Genomic DNA, 26,827 nt, shown 5'->3' with positions numbered 1-26,827 from the left:
ATGGAAGGGCCATCGCTCAACGGATAAAAGGTACTCCGGGGATAACAGGCTGATACCGCCCAAGAGTTCATATCGACGGCGGTGTTTGGCACCTCGATGTCGGCTCATCACATCCTGGGGCTGAAGTCGGTCCCAAGGGTATGGCTGTTCGCCATTTAAAGTGGTACGCGAGCTGGGTTCAGAACGTCGTGAGACAGTTCGGTCCCTATCTGCCGTGGGCGTTGGATGATTGAAGGGAGTTGCTCCTAGTACGAGAGGACCGGAGTGAACGAACCTCTGGTGTTCGGGTTGTCACGCCAGTGGCACTGCCCGGTAGCTAAGTTCGGAATCGATAACCGCTGAAAGCATCTAAGCGGGAAGCGAGCCCTGAGATGAGTCATCCCTGACCCCTTGAGGGTCCTAAAGGGCCGTTGGAGACCACAACGTTGATAGGTGGGGTGTGTAAGCGCGGTGACGTGTTGAGCTAACCCATACTAATTACCCGTGAGGCTTAACCATACAACACCCAAGAAGTGTTCTAAGGCTTGTAGCAAATACCAAGCGAACTACTTACATCAGCTTTCTCAGATTGAAGAATTTGCCTGGCGGCAATAGCGCCGTGGAACCACCTGATCCCATGCCGAACTCAGAAGTGAAACGCGGTAGCGCCGATGGTAGTGTGGCATTCGCCATGCGAGAGTAGGACACTGCCAGGCACCAAATTAGCAATAAGCTAGCCGAATGCGGAGCGGTAGTTCAGTCGGTTAGAATACCGGCCTGTCACGCCGGGGGTCGCGGGTTCGAGTCCCGTCCGCTCCGCCACTAAATAGAAGGCCTTCCCGATTGGGAAGGCCTTTTTGCTATGGGCGATTTGCCGATTGGCCACAGCGTTGCACACCAGAATAGACACCAAAGCCCGGTTATCAGACCGGGCTTTGGCATTTTCAACATCCAGAAACCACTGAACAGTAACTCTTGCCTGAGGGAGGGGCACTGGCAGGCCCGCGATTCCCTCCTTTTGGTGTGTAATTGCGGTCATTTTTCGGATGATTCGCAACCATTTGTACTGGATTGCTCGCAGCCACCCATCCCCATCACTGGGCTACAGCCCCACAGGGAAGAGCCATATTGACCACTCCCTCCTCCATCTGGACGTCAATGGTAAAGCCGAGGTGCTTGGCGAGTGTTACCATGCCGCGATTGCTCGGCATGGTTGTGCCGGAGAGCTGGTCAATGCCCTGTTCGCAGGCGTAGCGGATGATCTTTTCCATCATCAGCTTGCCGAGTTTTAACCTCTCTCCTTCAGTTCAGAGAGCAGTGGAGGTAGAAAACAGAGTGTTTAAGTGGTGAATTACAGTGAGGCGGCATATGAAGCGCCATGAAAGATAAAGTGATGGGATATAGAGAAGGGATAACAACAAAAAGCCCACGCAACTTGCGTTGCATAGGCTCGGAATAAATGGCGGAGGAGGTGGGATTTGAACCCACGGATGGTCGCCCATCGCCGGTTTTCAAGACCGGTGCATTCAGCCGCTCTGCCACCCCTCCGCAGCAGTGCGGCGAATATTACCACGCTGATCAGGGTTGTAAATCCCCGGCTGGTTCGATTGCTGGTTAATTGCACGAAATGACCGATTAAATGGGCAAACTGGTTGGAATGAGTGCTTTTTTGGCCTGATTGCTTGACTTGAAAAGAGAGTCCACCACTATAGTGGCCTCCATCATATCCTCTGCAAGATAACATTATGACTATTAAAAATGCCCTGTTTTGCGCTCTGGCGGGCGTAACCTTGCTGGCATCGCCGGTGCAGGCGAGCGAGCTGACCAAGAGTGATGTCGAGCAGATCGTTCGTGACTATCTGGTCAAGAACCCCGAGATCCTGGTCGAGATGTCCAATGCCCTGCGTGCCAAGCAGGAGAGTCAGCAGGCCGAGAGCGACAAGGCGCTGATCAAGGCCCATGCCCAACAGCTTTATAGCAACAAGGATCCCGAAATGGGCAATCCGAAGGGGTCGCTGACGATTGTCGAGTTCTTCGATTACAACTGCGGTTACTGCAAGCGGGCACATCCGCTGGTCGAGCAGCTGATGGCTGAGGACAAGGATATTCGCTACATCTACAAGCAGTTCCCGATCCTGAGCGAAACCTCCTATTTCGCCGCGCGTGCCGCACTGGCCGTTCAGTTGGGTCAGCCCGACAAGTACCAGGCTTTCCATGAGAAGCTCTATGCCCATCAGGGCCCGCTCTCCGATGAAGCGCAGGTCAAGAAGGTGGCAGAAGAGGCCGGTGTTAATTGGAGCAAGGTAGAGGCCAAGATCAAGGATGGCAGCATCGATCAGAATCTGGGCACCAACCGGGCTCTGGCTGAAGCGCTCGGTATTTCCGGTACTCCCGCCTTTATCATCGGTGACCAGATCCTGCGCGGTGCACCACGGGACCTGGCAAGCCTGAAGAGCTTTATCAAGGACGTGCGTGCTGGCAAAAGCATCCAGTAACGTGCTTGTATCCTGACGGAATAAAAAGAGGGTCGGTATTGCTACCGGCCCTCTTTTCTTTATGTCCCGAGTCACAGGTGGTCGTCGCGAAAGGACCATAACAACGTGCGCAGGACTCGACCTCTCGGTCTCAGTAACAAGTATTAGCAGAGTCGTTCGACTTCCATTCGCATTTATTTAAGCGTCCCGCAGTCGCTTGTGAGAGTTGCTTAATTCAGGTCAGGATTTTTTCTGCTGCCTGCCTTAGAATCGCGTCCCTTGCAGGAGAAAACCCCTATGTTAGTTGATATTTTGCGGCTTGTTTTTATAGCTGGCGGTTTGGTATTCATCTTTATGCTGGTACAAGCGTGCTGGCAAAAACGATGCAACGGGACTTTTGAGTCCACACCTTTCTGGCCGGTGGCGCTGATCGGCGGTGTTGCCAACTTTCTCGATACGCTGGGGGTTGGCAGCTTTGCGGTCAAAACAGCCTGCTACAAGCAGTTCAAGCTAATCGATGATCGTCTGTTGCCGGGGACTCTCAACGGCCAGTGTGTGTTGCCGACCGTGACTCAGTCGCTGATCTTTGTCGGCGCAGTAGCGGTGGAGCCGCTGACGCTGATCAGCATGATGATTGCTGCCGCAGCCGGTGCTGCCTGGGGGGCGCGTCATGTCGCCTCGTTTGATCGGCAGACCATCCGGCTGGTGATGGCCGTCTCCCTGCTGGTCGTTGCCGGACTGATTTTTGCCGGCCTGCTCGGCCTCTTCCCGGTCGGTGGCGAGGCCATGGGGCTCAGTGGCTACAAGCTGGTGATCGCCCTGATCGGCAACTTTATCTTCGGTGTCCTGATGAATGTGGGGATCGGTCTGTTCGCTCCCTGCATGACACTGGTCTATCTGCTCGGGATGAACCCGCTGGCGGCGTTCCCCATCATGATGGGCTCTACCGCGGTACTTAGCGTCTTCTCCGCAGGCACCTTTATCCGCAAGGGGGCATTTGATGCCAAGGCGGTGCTGGCGGTTGCCATCTTTGGCCCCATTGGTGTGGTGCTGGCAGCCATGCTGGTCAAGTCGATGGATATGGCGATGCTGAAGTGGCTGGTTGCCTTTATCGTCATCTATACCTCCTGGACCATGTACGCCTCCTGGCGGGCTGCTCGTCGCCCCAGCGCGCAGCTGGCTGCGGATATCGCTGGTTAGCCTGCACCAGTGCCGCTTCCGCTCTGGCCCCGAGAAAGACATAGAGTCCGAGGGCCAGCAGCAATCCCACCGCGCACCCCATCACCCCAATCGCAGGCCAGAGCAGCTCGCTCTGGCCGAGCGACCCTTTGAATAGCAGCAACAACCCTTCGATAGAGACCGCGATCAGGATGGCGGCGATAAAGCGGGTGATGGTGCGACGAATGGCGCTGTGGCGGAAGATATCCTTATGCAGCAGCACCTCCTCCTCCAGAATGGTTTTGCCCAGATCGAATACCGCCAGTGCCAGCGTCAGAAAGATAATGGCGCTGAGTGCCCCCAGTCGGTTCTGCTGCGCCCCGCATAGCAGCAGATAGAGCTGTTCCAGTCCGTGCCAGATGAGCGTCGCAACGATGAGGAACAGCGCCATGCTGAGTACCACATAGATGGCCTTGAACCAGGGCATGGCGCGGCGCCGTTCTCTGTCTCCCATCAGCCAGGCGATCAGTTGGTTGAGGCAGAGGGTCAGTTCTCGTCCCTCTCCGCGAGCGATCAGGTGCAAGCGGTTCTGCATGCCCGGACGTGGCGACAGGATGCAAGTCGGCCCCTGATAGCGGTCGATGCTGATGATAAAGGGATACTCCTTGAGCGCTGCGAGAGGTGCGCCGAGCAAACCATGGATCAGTGGCGTCAGCTCGACCTGATACTCCTGATAACGTCGCAATACATCGATGGGGCTCATCTCTGCCATATGGACCTCGGTGACGTGGGCTCCTGTAGCGGATGTGCAAATAGTGGGCCCGATATATGACAGGCTGAGCGGGTGAGGTTGCACCAGAGGGTGGCAAATAAGCGGGATAGGAGGTCGTGGTGCACCAGAAACGGGCGTAGATTGCAGATATGGAAAAGGGCCCGTGACGGGCCCTTTGGCGACACGCAGCGGCGATTTAGCCGGCCAGCTTGGCGAAGCTGCGTTCGGCGGCAGCCAGAGTGTGTTCAATCTCCTTGTCGCCGTGTGCCAGCGACAGGAAACCCGCCTCGTAGGCGCTCGGCGCCAGATAGACGCCTTCTTCCAGCATCAGGTGATAGAAGCGCTTGAAGCGTTCCATATCGCAGCGAGTGACCTGCTCGTAGCGGGTAATTTCGGGCTCGTCGGTGAAGAAGAAGCCGAACATGCCACCCACATAGTTAATGGCGAGCGGGATGCCGTGTTTGGCAGCGGCGGCTTTCAGCCCTTCTGCAACACGGGCAGTCTTGGCGCTCAGCTGCTCATAGAGGCCCGGCTCCAGCAGCAGATCCAGCATGGTGAGGCCGGCAGCCATGGCCACCGGGTTGCCGGAGAGAGTACCAGCCTGATAGACGGGGCCAGTCGGGGCGATGTGCTGCATCACCTTCTTCTTGCCGCCGAAGGCGCCGACCGGCATGCCGGCACCGATGATCTTGCCGAGGGTGGTGAGATCCGGGTCGATGTTGTAGTGACCCTGAGCACCGCGCAGGGAGACACGGAAGCCTGTCATCACCTCGTCCAGGATCAGCAGGGCGCCGAACTCGTCACAGATGGCGCGCAGCCCCTCCAGGAAGCCGGGTACCGGCGGGATGCAGTTCATGTTGCCTGCGACCGGCTCGACGATGATACAGGCGATCTCGCTGCCGTACTGGGTAAAGGCTTCGCGCACCGAGTCCAGATCGTTGAAGACGCAGGTCAGGGTATGCTTGGCGAAATCGGCCGGCACGCCCGGGCTGTTGGGCTGACCCAGGGTCAGGGCGCCGGAGCCAGCCTTGACCAGCAGGGAGTCGGCGTGGCCGTGGTAGCAGCCTTCGAATTTGACGATCTTGTCGCGGCCGGTGTAGCCACGGGCCAGCCGGATGGCGCTCATGGTCGCTTCGGTGCCGGAGTTGACCATCCGCACCTGCTCCATGGAGGGGACGATCTGACGTACTTTCTCGGCCATCAGCACTTCGATCTCGGTCGGCGCGCCGTAGCTCAGCCCTTTTTCCACCGCATTGATGACGGCAGCCTTGATGGCCGGGTGGTTGTGGCCCAGCAGCATGGGGCCCCAGGAACCGATGTAATCCACATAGGCCTGGCCATCCACGTCATAGAGGTAGGCGCCATCGGCGTGATCGATGAAGCGGGGTGTACCGCCGACCCCATTGAAGGCGCGGACCGGTGAGTTGACGCCACCCGGAATGGTCTGGCGGGCCTGTTCAAACAGCTGATCTGATTTTGACATGGATCATCCTTAATGGGATTTTGGTCGTCACGCAGGAGAAAGCAGTCGATCGAGACTCGGCAGGTAGGGGCATCAGGAGTATGCTTTGCGCTCTCGCCACCCGGACTCTCGGTCTGCTCCCGTGACAAAAATTTAACGGGCCGACTATAGCAGAAAGCCCCAGCCCTGGGCAGCCGAGCAATGCGCCGGGTGATCCTGATCTCAGCTAGCTGACGATATGGTGTTTCCAAGTTGGTGTAACAAGATGGCGCAACAAGCTCTCTCCTCTTCCGAACCGTCCGCCTCGCCGCGCGGGCCGGTTTCCCGAATCATTCGGCAAGACAGGATGCCCTTGCTGGTTCTGCTGCTGGCGGCACTGGTCGGCACCCTGGCCGGACTGGTCTGCGGCCTGTTCGAGTCAGGCGTGCACTGGCTGGCAGAGCAGCGGCTCGCCCTGCTGGCTGATCGCCCATGGTGGCAGCTCGGCCTGCTTGGCTTTGGCTTCAGCGCCATGCTGGGGTGTATCGGCTACTTCCTGACCCATACTTTTGCCCCCGAGGCCGGTGGCTCCGGCATTCCCGAAATAGAGGGGGCGATGGAGGACCTGCGTCCGGTGCGTTGGTGGCGGGTGTTGCCGGTCAAATTCTTCGGCGGTGTGTGTACCCTGAGCTCCGGCATGGTGCTGGGACGGGAAGGACCTTCGGTGCAGATAGGTGGCAACCTCGGCAAGATGGTGGCGGATATCTTCCGGTTGCCCAAGGAGCATGGCCACGCCTTGCTGGCAGCCGGTGCGGCGGGCGGGCTGGCTGCGGCCTTCAATGCACCGCTGGCGGGGATCCTGTTCGTCATGGAGGAGATGCGGCCGCAGTTTCGCTACTCCTTCCTGGCCATCAAGGCGGTGGGCATCTCCGCCATCATGGCGACCCTGATGCTGCAAAACATGAAGGGGCAGGGGGCGGTGATCACCTTGCCTCATTACGATGCGCCAGCCCTCAAGGCGCTCTGGCTGTTCCTCTTTATGGGGGCCACCTTCGGCGTATTGGGCTTTGTCTTCAACAAGCTGGTGCTGGCCTGTCAGGATGGCTATCTGGCGCTGCACCAGAACAAGCGCCACCGTTTCGTCGCCATCGGTATGCTGGTTGCCGGTACTTTCGGCGTGCTGTCTCTATTTGCCCCCTCGGTAACGGGCGGCGGTACTGAGCTCATTCCTCATCTGATGGGGGGCGAGTATGCGATGGCGACCCTGTTCCTTATCTTCTCCATCCGTCTGGTGGCAACCCTGATCTGCTTCTGCTCCGGCGCGCCCGGCGGGGTGTTTGCGCCGACCCTGGCCCTCGGCACCCTGTTTGGCGTGGTATTTGGTCATCTGTTCCACGCGGCTTTTCCGGAGCTTGGTATCGAGCCCGGTGCCTTTGCCATTGCCGGCATGGGGGCGCTGTTTGCCGCGACGGTGCGAGCGCCCATCACGGGTATCGTGCTGGTCACCGAGATGACCGACAACTACCAGCTGATCCTGCCGATGATGATCACCACCATGGGAGCCACTCTTGTGGCGCAAGCGCTGGGCGGTCGTCCTATCTATTCCCAGATCCTTGAGCGAACTTTACGGCTTGCCGCGCGTCAAAAGCGGGGTGATGGCAGTGTGGCCACCAGTTAATTTTCACCATCACCGACTGTGACTTCGGTTAGGGCGGTATAGTGAAAGGAGGTCGCAGTTGCCGCTGTGAGGCAAATAACGGGAAAGAGGGCTATGTCCAACCTATTGAAGTTATTGGTGGTGTTTGCAGTAGGTGGTCTGGCCGGTTATTTTGCCGGCAACCATCAGGATCTGGCGCAAAGCAGCTTGCTGGGGGTTCAGCAGGAGACTCTGGATCGCCAGAGCAATGCCATCAGCCAGCTCAAGACGGATCTCGGTCTCAAGGATACCCAGCTCGCCACCCAGCGAGCCGCCTTCGAGCAGCTGCAGACCACCCTGAAGAGTCAGGAGGCGCAGGTACAGGAGCTCAAGCGCCAGTTGGCCTTTTTCGAGCGGATCATGCGCCCGACTGGCGAGCAGGTTGGGGTGGTAATCGACAACCTGACCCTGCAGGAGAGCAGCATTCCGGGTCGCTACCACTATCGACTGGCTTTGACCCAGCCCGCCAAGAAGCGCGAGCTGTTTCGCGGTCAGGTGCAGATCCGGGTTGAGGGGAGCCTTGGCGACAAGCCAAAAGTGCTGTCCGGGCGAGATCTGGGCATGAAGGTGAGCGAGTGGCGCTACTCCCTGCGCTATTTCCAGTTGCTGGAGGGAAACTGGCAACTGCCGGAAGGGTTTGTGCCGGATCGGATCCGGGTCACCATCAACAAGGATGGCCGGCAACCGGCGCAGGAGCTGCTGGTTGAGTGGGCCGATGCGCTTAAGCCGCTAGTCGCCGCACCGCCTGCTCCGGTGCCCGCTGCAGGTTAAACGTGGTGAATACTTGAACTGAATGGTCGGGTATTGGATAATTTCGCGGTTTCCATGTTTGTGGATCTAATGGTTGTGAGGTCAGTAATGAGTGCAGTAGCAGAAGCCCCGCTGCCCATCCAGATGACGGATGCGGCGGCCAACAAGGTGAAGAACCTGATCACCGAAGAAGAGAATCCGGAGCTCAAGCTGCGGGTCTATATCACGGGTGGGGGCTGCTCTGGTTTCCAGTATGGCTTTACCTTTGATGAGAAGATCAACGACGGCGATACCGTGGTCGAGAAGAATGGCGTCACCATGGTGATCGATCCGATGAGTCTCCAGTATCTGGTTGGCGGCAGTGTGGATTACACCGAGGGGCTGGAAGGTTCACGCTTTACCGTGACCAACCCCAATGCAACCACTACCTGTGGTTGTGGGTCCAGCTTCTCCATCTGATCGCTCCCGACGATCAGACGCAACGGCTCTCGGCAACGAGGGCCGTTTTTCCTTGTGCAGATGGTTGAGTGGAAATAAAAAGGCGCCGATGAGGCGCCTTTTTGATTGGTACAGTTAGCGGGAGCTTGCTGCCGCTACCAGTGGAACCCTGCTCACCGCCTTGCCCATGTAGGCGAGGGTGATGGTCACAATGATGCAGGTGAAGCTCAGCCACATGTAGGGGAGGTAGTCGAGGGTGGCCACTCCCAGTACCCCGGCCATAAAGATGCCGTTGTCGCTCCAGGGCACCATGCCGCAGGTAAGGGTGCCGCCAAACTCGGCGTTGCGAGAGAGGTTCTTGCGTGCCAGTCCCAGCCGATCGTAGTTCTTGGCCATGATCTTGGGGGTCAGGATCAGCGATACATACATGGCGGAGCCGAACACGTTGGCCAGGAAGGCGGTGCCAATGGTGTGGGTTGTCAGGCTGCCGGCACTGTTGATGCGCTTCTCGAAGGCGCTGGCGATGACGGAGAGGATACCTACTTTCTCCAGCAGGCCGCCAAAGCCCAGACCGAAGATGATGACAGCGACCGAGCCCAGCATGGACTCCATACCGCCACGACCGAGGATATTGTCGATGAAGTCGATGCCGGAGGTGATGGCAAAGGGGCTGTAGGCAGAGTGCATCGCTTTCACCGGATCCATGTCCTGGAACAGGATGGCCCAGATCAGGCCCAGCAGGGCGCCGAAGCTGATCACCGGGAAGGCGGGCTTGCGGTTGGCCAGCAGGCCAAGCACCAGCACTACCGGCACTATGGCCAGCGGAGTGATGTTGAACTGCTTGTCGAGGGCCTCCATTACCAGATTGACCTGCTCCAGGCTGACGTTGCCCGAATACTGCATGCCGACCACGGTGAACAGCACAGCGGTAATGATGTAGGAGAGCAGGCTGATGGGCAGCATCCCCTTTATATGCTCCACCACGTCGACGTTGGACATGGTGGATGCCAGCACCACGGAGTCGGAGAGCGGGGAGAGCTTGTCACCGAAATAGACGCCGGAGAGCACGGCACCGGCAACCAGAGGCGCAGGTACGCCGAGGCTATGGCCAATCCCCATCATGGCGATACCAGCGGTGGCGGCCGACCCCCAGGAGGTGCCGGTGGCCAGCGAGGTCAGCGAGCAGATGATCAGGGTCGCCAGCAGGAAGATGGAAGGGTGAATCACCTTGAGGCCGAAGTAGATGATGCTGGGCACGATACCGCCTGCGATCCAGGTGCCGACCAGTGCGCCGACGGAAACCAGGATCAGGATGGCCCCCATTCCCTTGGATACCCCATCAACGGCGGCTTGCTCCAGGGATTTGTAGTCATGACCGAGCTTGATGCCAAGCCCCATGATGACGAACCAGGCGATGAACAGTGCCAGCTGGATAGGCAGATCGAGCACGCTGGTGAACGAGAATGCCAGAGCCAGAAAAATGGCCAGACAGGCAAACACCTGCGACATGCTCGGCAATCGGATGTGGTTGTGTTGGTTTTGCATAGATACTTCCTAAACTCTTGCTCGCCAAGGTTGGCTCCTCTCATCCTGTGGATACGCATATCCCGAGGGGCCAACCCAAAAAGAGGCCGCAATCTACCACAAAGTGGGAGGGTTAAAGCCTAACCAAATTGGCAAAATTGCACTTTTGATTGAAAAAATCACAGAATTGTTGATCTCGTAACCCGTTTTTGAGCGCTTTATTGGCATAAAAGCCTATTTTGAGTCTTGCGCTGGAGGAGGGTTGCATCTCTCATTTATGAATATGATAATTATTATCATTATCTCTGTTGGGGGAGGCAAAACATGAACTGGGTGGTGCGGGGAGTGATGCTGCTAGCTGGACTGGTTGTGCTCGGATGGGGCCATGACAAAGAGTACGGCATCTGGAGTCTGGGATTTCTGCTGGCTGCCTGGATGATGCTTGAACCCAGATTGAAACCGGCACTGATCCTGTTGCCAGTGGCAGGGCTGACCGGCGTGGTGGCCCTGCTCTGGCAGCATACCGGCTAGTAGGCGTTATGCGTGTTTGACGGGGGCCTGCTTGATCTTCTGTTGGGCCTGCTTGAGCGATTCAACGACGTTTTTCTCCATCTCGCTCCGTTTGGCATCGGTCAGGAAGTAGATCATGTCGACATCGTGGCGAATATAGTGGGAGGGGAGCTGGTTGAGAGTGAGGCAGCAGAGATCGGCCATCTGGTCGCTGCTGAGTTTTTGCTGCAGACCCTGCTTTTCAATCTCCTTGAGCACCAGATGCTCGTAGAAGTTGTGAATGTCGGTATCCAGTATCATATGCGTTCCTTGGCATGACGATGGGCGGTGAGTCGTCAAAAGCATAGCCATAACAAGGAGTAAAAACAAAAGGCCCGTCACTTTCGTGATGGGCCTTTTGCGTAATGAATGGTGCGAAGAGAGGGACTCGAACCCTCACATCCGTGGGACACTAACACCTGAAGCTAGCGCGTCTACCAATTCCGCCACCTTCGCACACTGATTTTTTCCAGCTGGTTTTTAAATGCGGTTGGAGCGCATCGCTCTGTTTTTACATGTCAGAATCATGGTGCGAAGAGAGGGACTCGAACCCTCACACCCGGGGGGCACTAACACCTGAAGCTAGCGCGTCTACCAATTCCGCCACCTTCGCACATCGGGTTATCAGTCTGGATTTACATGCTGTCTGATAAAAGCATGGTGCGAAGAGAGGGACTCGAACCCTCACACCCGGGGGGCACTAACACCTGAAGCTAGCGCGTCTACCAATTCCGCCACCTTCGCACATCGGGTTATCAGTCTGGATTTATATGCTGTCTGATAAAAGCATCTGCAGTATGGTGCGAAGAGAGGGACTCGAACCCTCACATCCGTGGGACACTAACACCTGAAGCTAGCGCGTCTACCAATTCCGCCACCTTCGCATCACTGCGGACGGGGATTCTATAGAGTTTTGGGGGGGCGTCAACAGCCAAAGGGGACTTTTTTCGCTGTTGACGCTTAAAGACATGCCAAAGGGACAAAACTTCAGCAATCTGCCCGAGTAGCTAGCTCAGTGACGACCCAATGCGCTCAGATACATCTGTTCGTACTGGGTGACCGAGTCGGGCCAGTTGAAGCGGGTGTTCATGGCGTTGCGCTGCACCTTGGCAAATTTCTCCTTGTCTTGCAGGAAGTAGAGCAGGCTGCGGCGCATGGTATCGAGCAAAATGGCGGCGGTCGGGTCATTGAAGCAGAAGCCGGTGGCATGCTCGGGATCGGCATCCCAGTCGACCACGGTATCTTTCAGTCCACCAACGGCGCGCACCAGTGGCAGGGTGCCATAGGCCAGGCTGTACATCTGGTTGAGACCGCAAGGTTCGAACAGAGAGGGCATCAGGAAGAAGTCCGCTCCGGCTTCAACCAGATGGGCCAGTCGGTCATCATAGGCATTGATGAAGGCGAGCTTGTCCGGGTAATCCCGGGCCATGGTTTGCAGTTGCGTGGCGAGCGCAGGATCGCCAGAGCCGACGATCACCACTTGTACCTGATGGTGGAGAAATTTCTCCAGCGCCGGGATCAGCAGGGGGACACCCTTCTGTTCGGTCAGGCGGCATACCATGCCATAGATAGGCAGGTTTGCGACTGGCAGACCAACCTCTTGTTGCAGACTCTCTTTGCACACCTGTTTGCCGGTCAGATTGTCGACGCTATAGGTCGCGGGCAGGAGTTCGTCGAACTCGGGATCCCAATCCTTGTAGTCGCAGCCATTGAGGATGCCGCAAAGGTCGGCAGCCCGTTGCTGGAAGATGTGTGCCATGCCGTGGGCACCAAGGTGAGTCAGCAGCTCCTGGGCATAGTTGGGGCTGACCGCATTGATCTTATCAGCATACAGAACCCCGCACTTGAGCAGGTTTACGTGGCCGTAGTCATAGTTGATGCGGCGCTCGTAGTCGGCGATCTCGGGCATGGCCCAGAACTGCTCCCGCCCGAATACCCCCTGAAACGCCGCGTTGTGAATACTGATCACGCTGCGAGTCTGCTGGAAGAAGGGGTTGTGGGCATGGCGGGTTTTCAACAGCAGTGGCAACAAGCCGGTGTGCCAGTCGTTGCAGTGGGCGATGTCCGGGGCGAAACCAAGTTGCTCGCAGGCATGGAGGGCAGCTGCCGAGAAGAAGGCAAAGCGCTCGCCGTTGTCCGGATAAGCCTGATTATTTTCTGCATAAAGCTGGGGACGGTCGAAATATTGCGGGCAGTCGATGAGATAGATGCAAACACCATCCAGCTCCATCTGGTAAATGCGATAACCGATATCCGGCAGACCCGGGTGGGTGGGCAGCCAGCGCGATGCCACCAGTTTTGCCTCATCCCGGTGTTTTATCGTCTTGTAGAAGGGGAGCATGATCCTGACATCATGCCCCTTCTGGGCCAGATACATTGGCAGCGCTCTGGCGACATCCGCCAGGCCACCAGTCTTGACCAGCCCCTCGACCTCCGAGGCAACAAACAGGATTTTCAGTGGGTTAATAGCCAACTCTTGCTCCCTTAGGTACCACCACGATACCGCCTTCGGATACGGTAAATCGTTCTCTATCGTGGTCGAGATTTTCACCGATAACGGTGCCTGGCGCAATTTCAACGTTTTTATCAATGATGGCGCGCCGGATGGAGCACCCTTCGCCAATCTTTACATCCCCCAGCAGGACGGACTCACTGATGTGGCTGCAGGCGCCGATGTTGCAGCGAAAACCGAGGATGGAGCGCTGGATCTGGCTGCCCTGAATGAAGCAACCGGCGGAGATGAGCGAGTTGGCGATCTTCACCTTGCACTCGTCACTGTCGATGAAGGTGGCTGGCGGCAGGGCCGGATAGTGGGTGTGCAGCGGCCACTTGCGGTTGTAGAGAGAGAAGAGAGGGTTGTCGGCCACCAAATCCATGTGTGCCTGCCAGTAGGAGTCCAGAGTGCCCACATCGCGCCAGTAGACGTTGGGTTTTTCGCCCGGGATCACGTTGGTACTGTAGTCGTAGACATAGACCGGCGCCCTTGGGTAGAGGCTGGGGATCACATCCTTGCCAAAGTCATGGCTGGAGTTCTCCTCTGCGGCATCCCGTTTCAGCTCGCGGCAGAGCGCTTCGGTCTCGAAGATGTAGTTGCCCATGGAGACCAGTGCCTGGGTGGGATCGCCGGGAATGTGTTTCGGCTGTTTCGGTTTCTCCTGAAAGCCGATCATCCGCCCTTCGGCATCCACCTCGATCACCCCGAACGAGCTGGCTTCTGCAATCGGCATGCGCAGGGCAGCCACTGTCATGGCGGCATTCTTCTGCTTGTGGAAGCTCACCATCTGGCTCACATCCATCTTGTAGATGTGGTCGGAGCCGAAGATGCAGACATGATCCGGTTCGGCCCGCTCGATAAAGCCGAGGTTCTGGTAAATGGCGTCGGCGGTGCCGTCATACCAGCGCTTGCCCATCCGCATCTGGGCCGGAATGGGATCGATAAAGCGGTCAGTGATGCCGACGATATTCCAGCCCTTCTTCATGTGCAGATAGAGGGACTGGGATTTGAACTGGGTGAGGACGTAGATGCGCAGAAAGTCTGCGTTGACGAAATTGTTGAGGACAAAGTCGATTAGCCGGTAGCTGCCACCAAAGGGGACCGACGGCTTGCTGCGGGTGGTTGTCAAAGGCTGCAGGCGAGTACCTTCACCTCCGGCCAGGATCATGGTCAAAATGCCAGCCATCGTATTTCTCTCCCTGAATAAACATGTATGAAAAGGTTTTCAACCTTCGGCATAAAAACACCCCTAAAGGGGTGTTTTTGCTGTGCTTCTAGTACCTTATCAGATTCCGGATGGCGCTCTCTAGCGGTTTTATTGTACTGCTTACACTTATTTACACTTTGCTCAGATAGACCTTGAATTTGGCGTCGCTGTTGCTCACTTCCGTCCGTTTGAAGTGTGCTTCCAGTATAGGCTGATAGCGCAGGAATGCGTTGGCAACTATGGTCAGGCTGCCATGAGGACGCAAAAATTCAGGCGCCCTGGCGAGGAAGGTTTCGGTCGCCGCGTAGAAGGTCTTGAGCCCGGCATGGAAAGGGGGATTGGAGACAATCTGATCGAAGCTTCCCGTAATGTCGGAGTAGACGTCAGAGGCATGAACCTCCCCTTGCAAACCGTTGATGGCCAGGGTGCGGCGGCTTGACTCCAGCGCCAGCGCATTGATGTCTACCATGGTGACCTTGAGTCCGGGATTGCGTTTGGCCAGCACGGAGCCAATCACCCCGGCACCGCAACCGAAATCGAGCAGTGAACCCTTCATGGCCGGCACGGTGGCCAGCAACATCTGGGTGCCGAGGTCCAGCTCGGCGGCGCTGAAAACGCCGGGCAGCGCCAGCACGGTCAGCTCGGTATCACCCGCTTTGCACTGATAGCGGCCAAACCAGCTATCCAGATCGAACGGGGCGACCGGTTTGCAGAGCTCGCCATGATAGAGAGAGCAGCGGCGCGCCGAATCACGCTTGATCGGTTTGTCGCCATAAGGGGCCAGCAGCTTGTCAGCGCCATTGATGCCGCCACGGTTTTCGCCGGCGAGGAACAGGTCGGCGCCCGCCTCCAGCAGGGGGGTCATCATGGCCAGTAGATATTGCGCCTCGGCCTTGGCCTTGGGCATCAGCAGTAACAGAGCATCGAAGCGGGGAGCTCCGCCCAGCTGGTGGTCGAACAGGATAGCCTTGCCGAGGGCCGCCTGCTGGCTGCGGTAGTAGCAGTAATCGGTGGTAAAGACGGTCAGGGTCTGGGCCAGAGTGGCCAGCTGGCGGGGGTAGTCATCCTCCAGTGCGCCACAGACAAGTAGCCGCTTGCCGACAAAGAGGGCTTGGTTTCGTTCCAGCATCTGGCTGACGGCACTGATTGGGCTGCTCATCGGGTCTCTCCACGCAATTTTGGGCGGCCATTATACATAGCCCCTTTCGCCTTGACATTTATGCCGTGTTCCCGAAATATGCCCAGACACCATTTTTTGAGCAGAGATGAGTCAATGCGGTTCAACGGGTTGAAACGAAAGCATAAAAAAAGCCTGAAATTCGGGCCTGCTGACGTTCGCGCGTAACCTCTCATCCCTGAGAAGATTCAAACCCCGGTTGCGCACATCGAACCGGGGTTTTTTATTGCCATATGAGCGTCAAACCGGAGAAGGAGATCCCATGTTTCAAGGTTCAATCGTTGCGTTGATTACCCCGTTTCGACAGGGAAAGCTGGATGAAGAGGCGCTGCTGCGTCTGGTGGAGTGGCAGATCGAGCAGGGTACTCACGGCATTGTGCCGGTCGGTACCACGGGTGAGAGCCCGACCCTGACCCACGACGAGCACTGCCGGGTGGTGGAGCTGGTGGTCAAACAGGTCGCTGGTCGCATTCCGGTAATTGCCGGAGCCGGCTCCAACAATCCGGTCGAGGCGATCGAATATACCCAGTATGCCGAGCGGGTCGGTGCAGATGCCACCCTGCATGTGGCCGGTTACTACAACCGCCCCAATCAGGAGGGGCTCTACCACCACTTCAAGGCAGTGCACGACGCAACCACCAAACCCATCATCGTCTATAACATTCCGCCGCGCGCCATCGTTGACGTGCAGCCCGCCACTCTGGCCCGTCTGGCCGAGCTGCCACGGATTGCCGGGGTGAAAGACGCGACTGGCGATCTGGCGCGCCCCTGGACCGAACGCCAGCTGATCAAAAAGCCCTTTGCCTGGCTCTCCGGTGAGGATGCCACCGCTGTTGCCTACAACATCGGCGGTGGTCAGGGCTGTATCTCGGTGACCGCCAACGTGGCCCCCAAGCTGGTGGCCGAGGTGCAAAATCTGGCGCTGGCCGGCAAGTGGCAAGAAGCGCGTGAACTGCAAGACAAGCTGATTCCGCTCCATCAGGCGATGTTTGCCGAGCCGAGCCCGGCTGGTGCCAAATATGCCGCTTCCCTGCTCGGTTTCTGTAGTGAAGAGTGCCGCCTGCCGGTGATGCCACTGTCGGAAGCGACTCGCGAGCGCATTCGCAGCGCCATGCAGCAGCTCAACCTGCTGTAATGCAAAACGGGTGAGCCAAGGCTCACCCGTTTTGTTTTCTGTATCAGATGGGCCGCTCAGCGTGTGCTGTGCAGCCAGTCGGCGATAGCCAGCTGCAGTGCGACATAATCCGCTGAGAGGAAGAGGTCAGCCAGCTCGGCGGGCCACTGCCGATCAGAGGTCGGCGCGGCTTGCAGATGTGCCAGCAGGCTTGCCAGCTCTGAACCCCAAGGGGTCGGCTGCGTCAGCTCGGCCGCCCGACGTTCAATCAGCGCAATCCCTTCACACAGGGCGGCGAATGCTTGCTGTCGAATGGTTTCATTCTGCGGATTTTCCAGCCAGAGCTGCTCGTGATGCTGCCAGTGACTCAGGCCGGCGGCGATGGCGGTTGCCACATCCATGGCTTCGCTGGTGGCCAGAGATTGCAGGGCCAGTGGCTTGCCGAGCCCGGCCAGCCGATAACCGCGCTGCGCCTTGGATTGCGCCCCCAGACGCACGCCACCCAGCCGGGCGAGGCGCTGCGCCAGTGCAAACAGCGCTGTGGTATCGCCCGATTTGAGCTCCAGTTCCAGCTCATTGATCGCCGTGTGCCCCTGACTGCCGACTATCTCCCCCTGATCCCAGGCCAGTTCAATCTCGGCACCCTCGAACGCGATGAGCCAGTGGCGGCGCAGGAAGTCGGTACTGAATTGTGCGACCAGCTGCTGCTGGATGTGGTCACGTTCTGTCACATCGGGCCAGATTTCTGCGGGAAAGGCGTTCAATGTCGGCAGATCGCCACCAATCGGCGCATTGTATTCGGGTCTGGCATGCAGGCCACCCACCGCCTGGCCGCGGCATTTGATGGTCTGTTCGGCGTAGGCGTCGCAGCGGCGAATGCGCAACCCCATGTCCAGGCGACGCAGGTCGAGGGTCGGCGTGTCAAAATAGACGTTGCCAAGCTGCTGTTGTGATGATTCTTTAATCTCAAAAGAATTCAACAGGTTGGATAAATCTGCCGCAATGTCGCGGGCGACAAAAAACTTTATCTCGATCTCAGTTTGCATACTCATTCCGGGCTGGCAGGCAACTTTGGGGGGCAGGAATCGGGTCGCGGGGATATAATGCCCGCGAAACGACTAGATTAATTCGCGGTTTAATTGAGGGCGCAGTTCGGTTAACATGCGCGCCTCATAAAATCGTATCGAGTGTTTTTTCACCGACACAGGTTTGGCCATGCCAGTAAATACTATTTTGGGGCTTTTTGCCAAGTCCCCCATCAAGCCGCTGCAGAAGCATATCGTCAAGGTTCACCAGTGCTCCCAGCAGCTGGTTCCCTTCTTTGATGCCGTTGCCGAAGACCGTTGGGAAGATGCCGAGAAGATCCGGCAGCAGATCTCCCAGCTGGAAAAAGAGGCGGATATCCTCAAGCGTGAAATTCGTCTGAAACTGCCCCGCGGTCTGTTCCTGCCGGTTGCACGCACCGACCTGCTGGAGCTGTTGACCCAGCAAGACAAGATTGCCAACCGTGCCAAGGATATCTCCGGCCGCATGCTTGGACGTCGCATGGAGTTCCCTTCCGAAATGCGGGAAGGCTTCATGGCTTACCTCAAACGTTGTATTGATGCGACCGCTCAGGCCGAGAAAGCGATCGGGGAGCTCGACGAGCTGCTCGAGACCGGCTTCAAAGGACGGGAAGTGGAAATGGTTGCCGAGATGATCCACCAGCTGGATCTGATCGAGGACGATACAGACACCATGCAGATCGGTCTGCGCCAACAGCTGCAAGCGGTTGAGCAGAACTACAACCCGATCGACGTGATGTTCCTCTACAAGATCCTCGAATGGGTAGGTGACCTGGCTGATCAGGCCGAGCGCGTAGGCGCCCGTCTTGAGCTGATGCTGGCTCGTTCGTAATCGACTGACTGGGTAAACACTATCAATGGACATTATTGCGAATTACGGCACCACTCTGGTGCTCGTGGCGGCCTTGTTCGGCTTTTTGATGGCCTGGGGCATTGGCGCGAATGACGTAGCCAACGCCATGGGCACATCGGTTGGTACCAAATCCCTGACCATTCGTCAGGCGATTATCATCGCCATGATCTTCGAATTTGCCGGTGCCTATCTGGCCGGTGGTGAAGTAACCGCCACCATCCGTAGCGGTATCATCGACAGCAATGCCTTTGTCGATAGCCCGGATCTGCTGGTGCTCGGCATGATCGCCTCCCTGCTGGCTGCCGGTGCCTGGTTGATCCTCGCCTCCTACTTCGGCTGGCCTGTCTCCACCACTCACTCCATCATCGGCGCCATCGTCGGTTTCGCCGTGGTGAGTATTGGCCCGGAAGCGGTGCAGTGGAACAAGTTTGGCGGCATCGTCGGCTCCTGGGTCATCACCCCCGCCATCTCCGGTGTCATCGCCTACTTCATGTTCATCAGCGTGCAGAAGCTCATCTTCAACACCGATGATCCCCTGAACAACGCCAAGCGCTACGTCCCCTTCTACATGTTCCTGACCTCGCTGGTCATCTGCCTGGTGACCATCAAGAAGGGTCTGACTCACGTTGGTCTGCACCTGACCGATGGCGAAGGCGTCATGCTCTCCGTGGCCATCTCCATCGCCGTAGCGTTTGCTGGCTGGATCTATATTCGCGGACAGAAGTACAACCCGCAGGATGACAGCAAGATGCACTTCGCCAACGTGGAGAAGGTGTTCGGCATCCTGATGGTCATTACCGCCTGTGCCATGGCGTTTGCCCACGGCTCCAACGATGTGGCCAATGCCATCGGCCCGCTCTCTGCGGTGGCCTCTATCGTGGCTTCCGGTGGCGAGATTTCCGGTCAGGCCGCTATTGCCTGGTGGATCCTGCCGCTCGGCGGTATCGGTATCGTGATCGGTCTGGCCACCATGGGCGAGAAGGTGATGGCGACTGTTGGCACCGGTATCACTCACCTGACCCCGAGCCGTGGCTTCGCCGCCCAGCTGGCCACTGCCGCGACCGTGGTAATCGCCTCCGGTACCGGTCTGCCCATCTCCACCACCCAGACTCTGGTGGGGGCGGTCATGGGCGTGGGTCTGGCGCGCGGTATCGCGGCGCTGAACCTGGGTGTGCTGCGCAACATCGTGGTCTCCTGGGTCATCACCCTGCCGGCAGGTGCCATTCTGGCCATCGGTATCTTCTACGTGCTGCAGGCCTGCTTCTCCTAAGAAGCTGCCCTCAGCAACAAAAAGCCCGAGTCATCGACTCGGGCTTTTTTATTGCCGCTATTTCCTGCGCTTAGAGCGACGCGCAGATTTGCCAGAGGTCGTACTGGATGGCTGCGGCCGTCACTTCCCGACCTGCTCCCGGCCCCTGAATCACCAGAGGGTTGGTGCGGTAGCTGTCGCTCTCGATGGCGAAGATGTTGTCGCACGGCAACAGGTTGGCAAACGGGTGGTGAGGCTCCAGCGCCTCCAGCCCGACTCGCGCCTTGCCGTCATGTTCAAAACGAGCCACGTAGCGCAGCACCTTGCCAAGCCGTTTGGCTCCCTCGAAGGCTGTCTGGATCGGGCCATCCAGCTCTTTCAGCCGGTCCATGAACTGATCTGTGCTCACCTTGCGCAGCGGGACGGGCACCAGATTCTCCAGCTCGATATCGGCGGAGTCGAGCTCGAAGCCCGCCTCCCGCGCCAGAATAAGCAGCTTGCGGCGTACATCCTGACCGGAGAGATCTTCGCGGGGGTCCGGTTCGGTCAGACCGTGCTGCCACGCCTCGTCCACCAGCTCGGAGAAGGGGCGGGTGCTGTCATACTGCTGGAACAGCCAGGAGAGGGTGCCGGAGAAGATGCCGGAGACTCCCTGAATACGGTCGCCGCTCTGGCGCAGCATCTGGATGCTGGACTGAATTGGCAGTCCGGCGCCCACGGTGGCGTTGTAGCGCCACTGCACCTGATGGTCGCGGCAGGTCTGTTTGATGCGCTGGTAGAACTCGCTGTCGGCGGCGCCGGCAAACTTGTTGGCGGCGATGATGTGAATGCCGAGCTGGGCGAAGTCGGGGTAGTAGCGGCTCACCGTTTCGCTGGCGGTCAAATCGATGGCGATCAGGGTGTCGAAGCTGTGTTGTTCCAGCTGGGCCAGCAGTTCGGGCCAGATCAGTGCTTTGGGGGCAAAGTTGTCCTGCACCTTGAGCGGATCCAGTCCCTCTTCATCGAGCAGGCCCCCTTCCGAGCTGAATACGCCGTAGAGGGTGAGCGCCAGATTGAGTTCATGTTCGAGCCGTGCCTTTTCGCGGGCATAGAGGCTCAGCCAGTGGCCGCCGATATTGCCCTTGCCGAACACCACCAGTCCGACCCGATTCGGGCGGCTGAACAGGGCGCTGTGCATGGCGATGAGCAGGGGTTCCAGTACCACCTGACGTAGCACGGCCACCAGACTCAGGCCATCTTTGGCTACCTGGACGAACTCCAGCGGCTGATCCGCCAGCAGCTGGTAGAAGCGGTGGCACTGCTCGGCATTGTCGGTGACGCCAGCCCCTACCAGCGCTACCAGACTGTATCCCTCTTTCTGGATGAGGCCGGTGAAGCTCCCTTGCAGCTGGAAGTCCCGCAACAGCTCGAAGGCCCCTTGTGCCACTTCGAGGGTATAGGCGAGGCGCAATACCCGGCGATCCGGCTGGCGCTGCAGGGTAAGCGGATTGAGGCGGTGACGGGCCAGATGGGCCTCGATGGTGGCTACCGTCTGCTCATAGTTGGTCTGTGGCAGCACCTTCAGCTCGATGAGGGCGATCTGATCCACCGAGGAGACGATGCGGGCTCCGCCGGAGCGGGGGGCGCGGCGCAGGATGTGGGTGCAGCCCTCGTCCGGGTTGTAGCTGCAGCGCAGGGTGAGGCGCTGACGACTGTCGGCCACCGGTTGCAGGGTACGGGAGTGCAGGACCGAGGAGCCGAGGCGGGCCAGCTCGTTGGCTTCGGCGAGGCTCAGGCGCTCCAGCAGGCGAGCCTCCTTCACCCGACGCGGGTCGGCGCTGTAGACACCGGCCACGTCGCTCCAGATGGTGGTGGATTCGCCGTCTGCCAGCAGCGCCAACAGGCTGGCGCTGTAGTCGGAACCGTTGCGGCCGAGCAGCAGGGAGCGGCCTTCCATGTCGGCGGCGATAAAGCCGGTCACCACGATGCGACCGGCATGCTCCGCCAGTCGCGCCTTGAGCAGTTCGCTGGAGAGCGCAGTATCCACCTTGACCAGAGCGCCATCCTCGGCACGCAGGAAGCTGCGGGCATCGAGCCAGATGGCCTTGTCGCCGCGGCTGGTGAGCAGGGCAGCCAGCAGGCGCGCCGACCACACTTCGCCAAAGGCGAGCAGGCCGTTGCGGGCGAAGCGGTCAAATTGCCCCTCAAGCGTCTTGGCGATGAGCTGCATGTCGTCGGCCAGCTGCTTGCTCAGGTCGAGCTGCAGCTCGCCTTCCAGCAGGCCGTCGATCAGTCCCTGTTGATAGGCGTGGAGGGCGGAGATGGCTTCACCAGCGGCTTCATCCCCCGCTTCGGCCAGCTCCACCAGCTGGATCAGCCGGTTGGTGGTCTTGCCGGCGGCGGAGACCACGATCAGTTCATCCCCACCCACCTGTTGTTCAACGATGCTGGCGACCCGGCGATAACAGACCGGATCCGCCAGACTGCTGCCACCGAATTTGTGGACGTGACGTCGCTTCAAGCCTGTTTCTGTTGCCACCGCGATCTCTCCTTGTTGCTGCTGTTCCATTACTTCGCTACCTGTTCTGCCTGCTGCGCCTGTGCAAAAGCCTGGGCCAGATCGGCCACCAGATCTTCACCGTGTTCAATACCGACCGACAACCGCAGCAGCTGGGCGCTGATGCCAGCTGCCTGCTGCGCCGCCGGGGTCATGGCCCTGTGAGTCATGCTGGCCGGATGGGCCACCAGACTCTCCACTCCGCCGAGGGACTCGGCTACCGAGAAGAGGGTGAGGGCCGCGAGGAAGGCGCGAATGCCCGCCTCGCTGCAATCGAGTTCAAAACTTAGCATGGCGCCGAAGCCGGACTGTTGACGGCGCGCAATATCGTGGCCCGGATGGCTCGGTAGGCTGGGATGATAGATGCGTTTCACCAGCGGCTGTTGTTGCAGGAAGGCGAGGATGCGATCGGTGTTCTCCTGATGGGTGCGCAATCTGGGGGCCAGAGTGCGCAGGCCGCGCAGGGTGAGGTAGGAGTCGAACGCCCCGGAGGTGAGCCCCAGACAGTTGGCCCACCACACCAGCGACTCGGCCAGTGTGGCCTCCTTGGCAATCGCCACTCCGCCCACCACGTCGGAGTGGCCGTTGATGTACTTGGTAGTGGAGTGCACCACCACATCGGCACCGAGGGCCAACGGCTGTTGCAACAAGGGGGAGAGGAAGGTGTTGTCCACCACTACCTGTGCACCCACCTCGTGGGCGGCGCTGGCGATGGCGCTGATATCCACCACCCGCAGCAGCGGGTTGGAGGGGGTCTCGACCCATACCAGCGCAGGCTTCTGGGCCAGCGCGGCGGCCAGAGCGGCCTCATCCCCCTGATCGACAAACTGCACCCGGTAGTGGCCCTTGGCCGCCAGATACTCGAACAGGCGCCAGGTGCCACCGTAGCAGTCGTGGGGAGCGATCAGCAGATCCCCCGCCTTGAGCAGGGCGGTGGTGACCAGATGGATAGCCCCCATGCCGGTGCCGGTGACCACGGCGCCTGCGCCCCCTTCCAGTGCCGCCAGCGCGTCCGCCAGATTGGTACGGGTCGGGTTGCCGGAACGGGCATAATCGTATTGACGGGGTTCGCCAACGTCGGCAAAGGTGTAGTTGCTGGAGAGGTAGATAGGCGGCACCACGGCACCGTGTTGCTGGTCTGTCTCAATCCCGGTGCGAACCGCCAGGGTGGCCTTGTGGGTCATGTTTCTCTCCTTGATCTCTCTGGACGGTGGCCGCTCTTCCTGCCACGCTGCTTTTGCCACACGCAATCGTGCCAATGCTGGCATTATGATGAACCACACTACGCCAGCTTAAAAAGGCCGTCAACACTTCCAGACGTCTAAATGGCTTTGCTGTTGGATTGCCATTAATTTCCTTAAGGGTTAAAATCCGCGCTCACGGCTAAATGAGAACAGGTGAGTCATGGGAACAGAGTGGAACGGCGACTACGTCAGCCCCTACGCGGAACACGGTAAGAAGAGCGAACAGGTCAAGAAGATTACCGTCTCGATCCCGCTCAAGGTGTTGAAAGTGTTGACCGATGAGCGCACCCGCCGTCAGGTGAACAACCTGCGTCATGCGACCAACAGCGAGCTGCTCTGTGAAGCCTTCCTGCACGCTTTCACCGGCCAGCCGCTCCCTTGCGACGAAGACTTGCGCAAGGATCATCCGGACAGTGTCCCTGCCGAAGCGCGCGCCATCATGGAAGCGCTGGGCAAAGAGATCGAAGATTTCGACAAGGAATAACCCCCAATGACGCGGCCCTGGCCGCGTCATTGCTATCTGTCATGTCCCGCTTCAGCCTGCGCCACTATCACCACCACGTCTGCAGCCATAGCCACGACTTTGCCCAGCTGGTGATCCCCCTGGACGGTCCCCTCGAGATCGAGGTGCAGGGCCATGGGCGTCGGCTTGCCCCCGGTTCTGCATGCGTCATCGCCCCCGGCGAGCGACACGACTACGCCGCCGATCCGGCGCTTTCGTTTCTGGTGCAGGAGAGCGACTGGCTGCCCGGCGATCTGGCGGCCCGCCCCTTTATCGAGCTGGATGAGCCCCAGCGCCACTACCTCGCTTTTCTGCACCGCATGGTGGCCGAGGGGCGGCAGGTGGCGGGCATGGAGCAGGTGTGGCTCTCCCTGCTGGCGGAAGGGCAGGGGATGCAGAGCGCAGCCATTCCACGCCTTGCCGCCCGCATCCTCAAGGTGCAACGCCATATCGATGCCAACCTCGCTGCCCCGCTGACCAATCAGCAACTCGCCGCCATCGCCTGCCTTGGCCAGAGCCAGTTCAAGCTCGCCTTTCGCCAGCAGTTGGGGGTGAGCGTCTCCCACTACATTCGCAGTCGGCGCATGGCGCTGGCGTGTACCCTGCTTGCCAGCACGCAGCTGCCCGTCGGCGAGATTGCCAGCCGTTGTGGTTACCAGAATCAGGGGGCCTTCAGCGAGCGCTTCCTGGCCGAGACCGGGCTCACACCATCCCTCTGGCGCCAACAAAACGGCCGCCTGCCGTAACGAAACGGCTGATCGCCGAAGACGGGATGCTCTCTTTGGGCCATGCTGCGGGTCATGCAAGGTGCACGATAAACTGGAGCCGAAATGGAGACGATTAGCTGGCAGGATTTCGAGATGGTGGAGCTGAGGGTGGGTACTCTGGTGCGGGTCGAGCCGTTCCCCGAGGCGCGTAAACCGGCCTACAAAGTGTGGGCGGATTTTGGCCCCGAACTGGGGATACGCAAGAGCAGCGCCCAGATCACCGCTCTCTACCAGCCAGAGCAGCTGGTGGGCCGCCAGATCATCGCCGTAGTCAACTTCCCGACCAAGCAGATCGGCCCGTTTCAGTCTGAATTTCTGCTGACCGGTTTCTACCGGCCGGATGGCGCCGTAGTGATGGCTATCCCCGAGCAGGCGGTGGAGAACGGTGCCAAGCTGGGCTGAGCGCACACCCGAACAGAGACAAGAGAGGCGACCCCAGGGTCGCCTCTCTTTTTTGTTTTCTGCTGCGAGTCGTTACTTCAACAGGCTGAAGATCAGCGCCGATACTGCCAGCGAGCCGGTCAGCAGGATAAAGCCGTTGGTCCAGCCGTGACGGAAGCGGGCCAGCGCCTCCACCTTGTAGATGGCAATGACCGGCATGATAAACAGGATCATGGCGATGACCGGGCCGGAGAGGGTTTCCATCAGCCCCAGAATGCCCGGGTTGATGACAGCTGCACCCCAGATAGAGAAGAACATCAGGGCGATGCCGACCTTGTCCGCCTTGGCCTGCGGCAGGCCGGTGGGCTTGGCGATCAGGCTTTTGAGGCTTTCGCGGGCACCGAGGAAGTGGCCGAGGAAGGAGGAGCTGATGGCGATAAAGGCGATGAGCGGCCCCAGAGTCACGATCACCGGGTTATCGGTGATGTTGGCGAGATAGGAGAGCACAGAGACGTTCTGGGCCTTGGCTTCGGCCAGCTGGGCTGGCGAGAGGCTCAGCACGCAGGAGAAGACGAAGAACAGCACGAAGCCCACCAGCATCACTGTGGTGTTGCGCAGGATCAGGCCGCTCTTGGCTTCGGCCTGCTCGCCATATTCACGGCGCTGCACGTTGGCAAAGCCGGAGATGGCGGCGGCGTGGCTGAAGGCGAACACGGTGACCGGCAGCGCCAGCCAGACGGTGTTGAGGAAGCTGACCCCTTCAAACGCGGTCACTTCCGGCCATTGCCACTGAGGGATCAGATAGCAGGAGAGGGCCGCCAGAATGGCCGCCAGCGGATAGACCATAAAGGCGAAGGCGCGCAGCATCGCTTTCTCACCCGCCAGCATCACGGCGATCATGGCGAATACCAGTACGCCGGAGAGCATCACCCGATCCGGGGTTGCCATGCCGAGCTGGTTGACCATAAAGCTCTCCACCGTGTTGGTCAGCCCGACCCCGTAGATGAGCAGGATCGGGAAGATGGAGAGGAAATAGAGCGCCGAGATGAGGCGACCGGCCATCTTGCCGAAATGCTCCTCCGCGACTTCGGTAAAGTCGGCGTGGGGGCGTGACGAGGAGAGCACGAAGCGCGCCAGCCCGCGGTGGGCGAGGAAGGTCATGGGGCCTGCCAGTACCGCGACGATAACGAGGGGCCAGATGCCGCCCAGACCCAGATTGATGGGCAGGAACAGGATACCGGCGCCAACGGCGGTGCCAAACAGGCTGATAACCCAGTGGGTGTCGTGACGGCGCCAGCGGGTGGTGCTGGCAGTGGTGGAGCAGGAACCGGATAGCTCCTTGGTAGCCTCTACAGATAAACTCATTACTAATTCACTTTTTGTTAGTGTTTTAATCTGAGTTCATTGTGGTTTATCGGGATTTAATTCTCAAAAGGCGAGACTGAAACATATCACTGC

At 59.0% G+C, this 26,827-nt stretch carries 23 protein-coding genes, 6 tRNA genes, 2 rRNA genes and 1 pseudogene; 15 read left to right on the top strand and 17 right to left on the bottom strand.

The window, feature by feature from the left end; translation table 11 throughout:
- The 3 genes from AAHA41_RS14085 to AAHA41_RS14075 all read left to right on the top strand — a co-directional run.
- A 23S ribosomal RNA gene (locus AAHA41_RS14085) occupies positions 1-498 on the top strand; the annotation flags it as partial.
- 82 nt (positions 499-580) lie between these two features.
- A 5S ribosomal RNA gene (rrf, locus tag AAHA41_RS14080) occupies positions 581-695 on the top strand.
- 29 nt (positions 696-724) lie between these two features.
- A tRNA-Asp gene (locus tag AAHA41_RS14075) sits at positions 725-801 on the top strand.
- A gap of 272 nt (positions 802-1,073) precedes the next feature.
- Here the strand turns inward: AAHA41_RS14075 and AAHA41_RS14070 are convergent.
- Positions 1,074-1,271: pseudogene (locus tag AAHA41_RS14070) on the bottom strand (hypothetical protein); the annotation flags it as partial.
- Positions 1,272-1,439: 168 nt separating this feature from the next.
- Positions 1,440-1,527 (bottom strand) — tRNA-Ser (locus tag AAHA41_RS14065).
- Between the two features lie 197 nt (positions 1,528-1,724).
- On the opposite strand from AAHA41_RS14065, the gene AAHA41_RS14060 reads away from it, so the two are divergent.
- Positions 1,725-2,474 (top strand): DsbA family protein, encoded by a 750-nt coding sequence (locus AAHA41_RS14060; RefSeq protein ID WP_185227835.1) that lies wholly within the window; start codon positions 1,725-1,727, stop codon positions 2,472-2,474.
- A gap of 276 nt (positions 2,475-2,750) precedes the next feature.
- Positions 2,751-3,653 carry a sulfite exporter TauE/SafE family protein gene (locus AAHA41_RS14055; RefSeq protein ID WP_041210896.1) on the top strand — a complete coding sequence of 301 codons (903 nt, stop codon included), beginning with the start codon at positions 2,751-2,753 and terminating at the stop codon, positions 3,651-3,653.
- On the opposite strand, the gene AAHA41_RS14050 is transcribed toward AAHA41_RS14055, so the two are convergent.
- Together AAHA41_RS14050 and hemL are read right to left on the bottom strand one after the other, a co-directional pair.
- Positions 3,568-4,383 (bottom strand): hypothetical protein, encoded by an 816-nt coding sequence (locus AAHA41_RS14050; RefSeq protein ID WP_323070177.1) that lies wholly within the window; start codon positions 4,381-4,383, stop codon positions 3,568-3,570. The genes AAHA41_RS14055 and AAHA41_RS14050 overlap by 86 nt on opposite strands.
- Positions 4,384-4,579: 196 nt before the next feature.
- Entirely contained in the window at positions 4,580-5,866 is a 1,287-nt protein-coding gene (gene hemL, locus AAHA41_RS14045; RefSeq protein ID WP_323070175.1) for a glutamate-1-semialdehyde 2,1-aminomutase, read from the bottom strand.
- A gap of 244 nt (positions 5,867-6,110) precedes the next feature.
- On the opposite strand from hemL, the gene clcA reads away from it, so the two are divergent.
- The 3 genes from clcA to erpA all read left to right on the top strand — a co-directional run bounded on the left by clcA (position 6,111) and on the right by erpA (position 8,729).
- On the top strand, positions 6,111-7,502 hold the full coding sequence (gene clcA, locus AAHA41_RS14040; protein ID WP_041210899.1) for a H(+)/Cl(-) exchange transporter ClcA: 1,392 nt from the start codon (positions 6,111-6,113) through the stop codon (positions 7,500-7,502).
- A 93-nt stretch (positions 7,503-7,595) separates the two neighbouring features.
- A complete protein-coding gene (locus tag AAHA41_RS14035) occupies positions 7,596-8,291 on the top strand; it encodes a DUF6776 family protein (protein WP_042030308.1) in 696 nt (231 codons plus the stop codon).
- Between the two features lie 87 nt (positions 8,292-8,378).
- Positions 8,379-8,729 (top strand): iron-sulfur cluster insertion protein ErpA, encoded by a 351-nt coding sequence (gene erpA, locus AAHA41_RS14030; RefSeq protein WP_005340225.1) that lies wholly within the window; start codon positions 8,379-8,381, stop codon positions 8,727-8,729.
- A 114-nt stretch (positions 8,730-8,843) separates the two neighbouring features.
- Here the strand turns inward: erpA and nhaC are convergent, their stop codons facing one another.
- Positions 8,844-10,253 carry a Na+/H+ antiporter NhaC gene (gene nhaC / locus AAHA41_RS14025; RefSeq protein ID WP_323070173.1) on the bottom strand — a complete coding sequence of 470 codons (1,410 nt, stop codon included), beginning with the start codon at positions 10,251-10,253 and terminating at the stop codon, positions 8,844-8,846.
- 303 nt (positions 10,254-10,556) lie between these two features.
- On the opposite strand from nhaC, the gene AAHA41_RS14020 reads away from it, so the two are divergent.
- Complete coding sequence (locus AAHA41_RS14020) at positions 10,557-10,763, top strand: hypothetical protein (RefSeq protein WP_033114083.1); 207 nt, start codon at positions 10,557-10,559, stop codon at positions 10,761-10,763.
- Positions 10,764-10,769: 6 nt separating this feature from the next.
- Here the strand turns inward: AAHA41_RS14020 and AAHA41_RS14015 are convergent, their stop codons facing one another.
- The 8 genes from AAHA41_RS14015 to rsmC all read right to left on the bottom strand — a co-directional run bounded on the left by AAHA41_RS14015 (position 10,770) and on the right by rsmC (position 15,641).
- Entirely contained in the window at positions 10,770-11,042 is a 273-nt protein-coding gene (locus AAHA41_RS14015; RefSeq protein WP_033113978.1) for a late competence development ComFB family protein, read from the bottom strand.
- A 109-nt stretch (positions 11,043-11,151) separates the two neighbouring features.
- Positions 11,152-11,237: transfer RNA gene (locus AAHA41_RS14010), tRNA-Leu, on the bottom strand.
- A 71-nt stretch (positions 11,238-11,308) separates the two neighbouring features.
- Positions 11,309-11,394, bottom strand: a tRNA-Leu gene (locus AAHA41_RS14005).
- Positions 11,395-11,439: 45 nt separating this feature from the next.
- Positions 11,440-11,525: transfer RNA gene (locus AAHA41_RS14000), tRNA-Leu, on the bottom strand.
- A gap of 54 nt (positions 11,526-11,579) precedes the next feature.
- A tRNA-Leu gene (locus AAHA41_RS13995) sits at positions 11,580-11,665 on the bottom strand.
- A gap of 128 nt (positions 11,666-11,793) precedes the next feature.
- Entirely contained in the window at positions 11,794-13,254 is a 1,461-nt protein-coding gene (gene glgA, locus AAHA41_RS13990) for a glycogen synthase GlgA (protein ID WP_043850045.1), read from the bottom strand.
- Complete coding sequence (gene glgC, locus AAHA41_RS13985) at positions 13,244-14,461, bottom strand: glucose-1-phosphate adenylyltransferase (RefSeq protein WP_033113980.1); 1,218 nt, start codon at positions 14,459-14,461, stop codon at positions 13,244-13,246. Before glgC ends, glgA begins: the two co-directional genes overlap by 11 nt.
- Positions 14,462-14,612: 151 nt before the next feature.
- A complete protein-coding gene (gene rsmC / locus AAHA41_RS13980; protein ID WP_323070171.1) occupies positions 14,613-15,641 on the bottom strand; it encodes a 16S rRNA (guanine(1207)-N(2))-methyltransferase RsmC in 1,029 nt (342 codons plus the stop codon).
- Positions 15,642-15,921: 280 nt separating this feature from the next.
- On the opposite strand from rsmC, the gene dapA reads away from it, so the two are divergent.
- Positions 15,922-16,794 carry a 4-hydroxy-tetrahydrodipicolinate synthase gene (gene dapA / locus AAHA41_RS13975; RefSeq protein WP_323070170.1) on the top strand — a complete coding sequence of 291 codons (873 nt, stop codon included), beginning with the start codon at positions 15,922-15,924 and terminating at the stop codon, positions 16,792-16,794.
- Between the two features lie 56 nt (positions 16,795-16,850).
- Here the strand turns inward: dapA and AAHA41_RS13970 are convergent, their stop codons facing one another.
- Entirely contained in the window at positions 16,851-17,819 is a 969-nt protein-coding gene (locus tag AAHA41_RS13970; RefSeq protein WP_323070168.1) for a CYTH domain-containing protein, read from the bottom strand.
- Positions 17,820-17,988: 169 nt separating this feature from the next.
- Between AAHA41_RS13970 and AAHA41_RS13965 the strand changes: the two genes are divergently transcribed.
- Together AAHA41_RS13965 and AAHA41_RS13960 are read left to right on the top strand one after the other, a co-directional pair.
- Complete coding sequence (locus AAHA41_RS13965) at positions 17,989-18,669, top strand: TIGR00153 family protein (protein WP_033113984.1); 681 nt, start codon at positions 17,989-17,991, stop codon at positions 18,667-18,669.
- 25 nt (positions 18,670-18,694) lie between these two features.
- Positions 18,695-19,960: an inorganic phosphate transporter gene (locus AAHA41_RS13960; RefSeq protein WP_041209023.1), complete on the top strand. Its 1,266-nt coding sequence runs from the start codon at positions 18,695-18,697 to the stop codon at positions 19,958-19,960.
- Positions 19,961-20,030: 70 nt separating this feature from the next.
- Here the strand turns inward: AAHA41_RS13960 and AAHA41_RS13955 are convergent, their stop codons facing one another.
- Both AAHA41_RS13955 and metB read right to left on the bottom strand, forming a co-directional pair.
- Positions 20,031-22,487 (bottom strand): bifunctional aspartate kinase/homoserine dehydrogenase II, encoded by a 2,457-nt coding sequence (locus AAHA41_RS13955; protein WP_323070166.1) that lies wholly within the window; start codon positions 22,485-22,487, stop codon positions 20,031-20,033.
- Complete coding sequence (gene metB, locus AAHA41_RS13950; protein WP_323070165.1) at positions 22,487-23,659, bottom strand: cystathionine gamma-synthase; 1,173 nt, start codon at positions 23,657-23,659, stop codon at positions 22,487-22,489. Before metB ends, AAHA41_RS13955 begins: the two co-directional genes overlap by 1 nt.
- A 220-nt stretch (positions 23,660-23,879) precedes the next feature.
- Here metB and metJ point away from each other — a divergent pair, with 220 nt between their 5' ends.
- From metJ to AAHA41_RS13935, 3 genes are all read left to right on the top strand, one after another.
- Positions 23,880-24,203, top strand: coding sequence for a met regulon transcriptional regulator MetJ (gene metJ / locus AAHA41_RS13945; RefSeq protein WP_005343046.1), 324 nt, complete (start codon positions 23,880-23,882; stop codon positions 24,201-24,203).
- 41 nt (positions 24,204-24,244) lie between these two features.
- Positions 24,245-24,967 (top strand): AraC family transcriptional regulator, encoded by a 723-nt coding sequence (locus AAHA41_RS13940; RefSeq protein WP_323070163.1) that lies wholly within the window; start codon positions 24,245-24,247, stop codon positions 24,965-24,967.
- Between the two features lie 84 nt (positions 24,968-25,051).
- Entirely contained in the window at positions 25,052-25,390 is a 339-nt protein-coding gene (locus tag AAHA41_RS13935) for a tRNA-binding protein (protein ID WP_033113988.1), read from the top strand.
- A gap of 72 nt (positions 25,391-25,462) precedes the next feature.
- On the opposite strand, the gene AAHA41_RS13930 is transcribed toward AAHA41_RS13935, so the two are convergent.
- Positions 25,463-26,734, bottom strand: a complete 1,272-nt coding sequence (locus AAHA41_RS13930) for an aromatic amino acid transport family protein (RefSeq protein WP_043850037.1) — start codon at positions 26,732-26,734, stop codon at positions 25,463-25,465.
- Positions 26,735-26,827 lie beyond the last annotated feature (93 nt).

The sequence above is a fragment of the Aeromonas sp. SER genome (assembly GCF_038739615.1).
Taxonomy (GTDB): domain Bacteria; phylum Pseudomonadota; class Gammaproteobacteria; order Enterobacterales; family Aeromonadaceae; genus Aeromonas; species Aeromonas jandaei.
Note: the sequence above shows the minus strand (reverse complement) of the source record. Positions and strands in the feature narration are given on the sequence as shown.

Excerpts from the sequence above, each read along its gene's own strand:
- AAHA41_RS14060 (WP_185227835.1), top strand. The coding sequence starts at position 1,725 with ATGACTATTAAAAATGCCCTGTTTTGCGCTCTGGCGGGCGTAACCTTG.
- erpA (WP_005340225.1), top strand. The coding sequence starts at position 8,379 with ATGAGTGCAGTAGCAGAAGCCCCGCTGCCCATCCAGATGACGGATGCG.
- AAHA41_RS13970 (WP_323070168.1), bottom strand. The coding sequence starts at position 17,819 with ATGCAAACTGAGATCGAGATAAAGTTTTTTGTCGCCCGCGACATTGCG.
- rsmC (WP_323070171.1), bottom strand. The coding sequence starts at position 15,641 with ATGAGCAGCCCAATCAGTGCCGTCAGCCAGATGCTGGAACGAAACCAA.
- AAHA41_RS13935 (WP_033113988.1), top strand. The coding sequence starts at position 25,052 with ATGGAGACGATTAGCTGGCAGGATTTCGAGATGGTGGAGCTGAGGGTG.
- AAHA41_RS13930 (WP_043850037.1), bottom strand. The coding sequence starts at position 26,734 with ATGAGTTTATCTGTAGAGGCTACCAAGGAGCTATCCGGTTCCTGCTCC.
- AAHA41_RS13965 (WP_033113984.1), top strand. The coding sequence starts at position 17,989 with ATGCCAGTAAATACTATTTTGGGGCTTTTTGCCAAGTCCCCCATCAAG.
- dapA (WP_323070170.1), top strand. The coding sequence starts at position 15,922 with ATGTTTCAAGGTTCAATCGTTGCGTTGATTACCCCGTTTCGACAGGGA.
- AAHA41_RS14050 (WP_323070177.1), bottom strand. The coding sequence starts at position 4,383 with ATGGCAGAGATGAGCCCCATCGATGTATTGCGACGTTATCAGGAGTAT.
- hemL (WP_323070175.1), bottom strand. The coding sequence starts at position 5,866 with ATGTCAAAATCAGATCAGCTGTTTGAACAGGCCCGCCAGACCATTCCG.
- metB (WP_323070165.1), bottom strand. The coding sequence starts at position 23,659 with ATGACCCACAAGGCCACCCTGGCGGTTCGCACCGGGATTGAGACAGAC.
- metJ (WP_005343046.1), top strand. The coding sequence starts at position 23,880 with ATGGGAACAGAGTGGAACGGCGACTACGTCAGCCCCTACGCGGAACAC.
- AAHA41_RS14035 (WP_042030308.1), top strand. The coding sequence starts at position 7,596 with ATGTCCAACCTATTGAAGTTATTGGTGGTGTTTGCAGTAGGTGGTCTG.
- glgC (WP_033113980.1), bottom strand. The coding sequence starts at position 14,461 with ATGGCTGGCATTTTGACCATGATCCTGGCCGGAGGTGAAGGTACTCGC.
- clcA (WP_041210899.1), top strand. The coding sequence starts at position 6,111 with ATGGCGCAACAAGCTCTCTCCTCTTCCGAACCGTCCGCCTCGCCGCGC.
- AAHA41_RS14015 (WP_033113978.1), bottom strand. The coding sequence starts at position 11,042 with ATGATACTGGATACCGACATTCACAACTTCTACGAGCATCTGGTGCTC.
- AAHA41_RS13940 (WP_323070163.1), top strand. The coding sequence starts at position 24,245 with ATGTCCCGCTTCAGCCTGCGCCACTATCACCACCACGTCTGCAGCCAT.
- nhaC (WP_323070173.1), bottom strand. The coding sequence starts at position 10,253 with ATGCAAAACCAACACAACCACATCCGATTGCCGAGCATGTCGCAGGTG.
- AAHA41_RS13960 (WP_041209023.1), top strand. The coding sequence starts at position 18,695 with ATGGACATTATTGCGAATTACGGCACCACTCTGGTGCTCGTGGCGGCC.
- AAHA41_RS14055 (WP_041210896.1), top strand. The coding sequence starts at position 2,751 with ATGTTAGTTGATATTTTGCGGCTTGTTTTTATAGCTGGCGGTTTGGTA.
- AAHA41_RS13955 (WP_323070166.1), bottom strand. The coding sequence starts at position 22,487 with ATGGAACAGCAGCAACAAGGAGAGATCGCGGTGGCAACAGAAACAGGC.
- AAHA41_RS14020 (WP_033114083.1), top strand. The coding sequence starts at position 10,557 with ATGAACTGGGTGGTGCGGGGAGTGATGCTGCTAGCTGGACTGGTTGTG.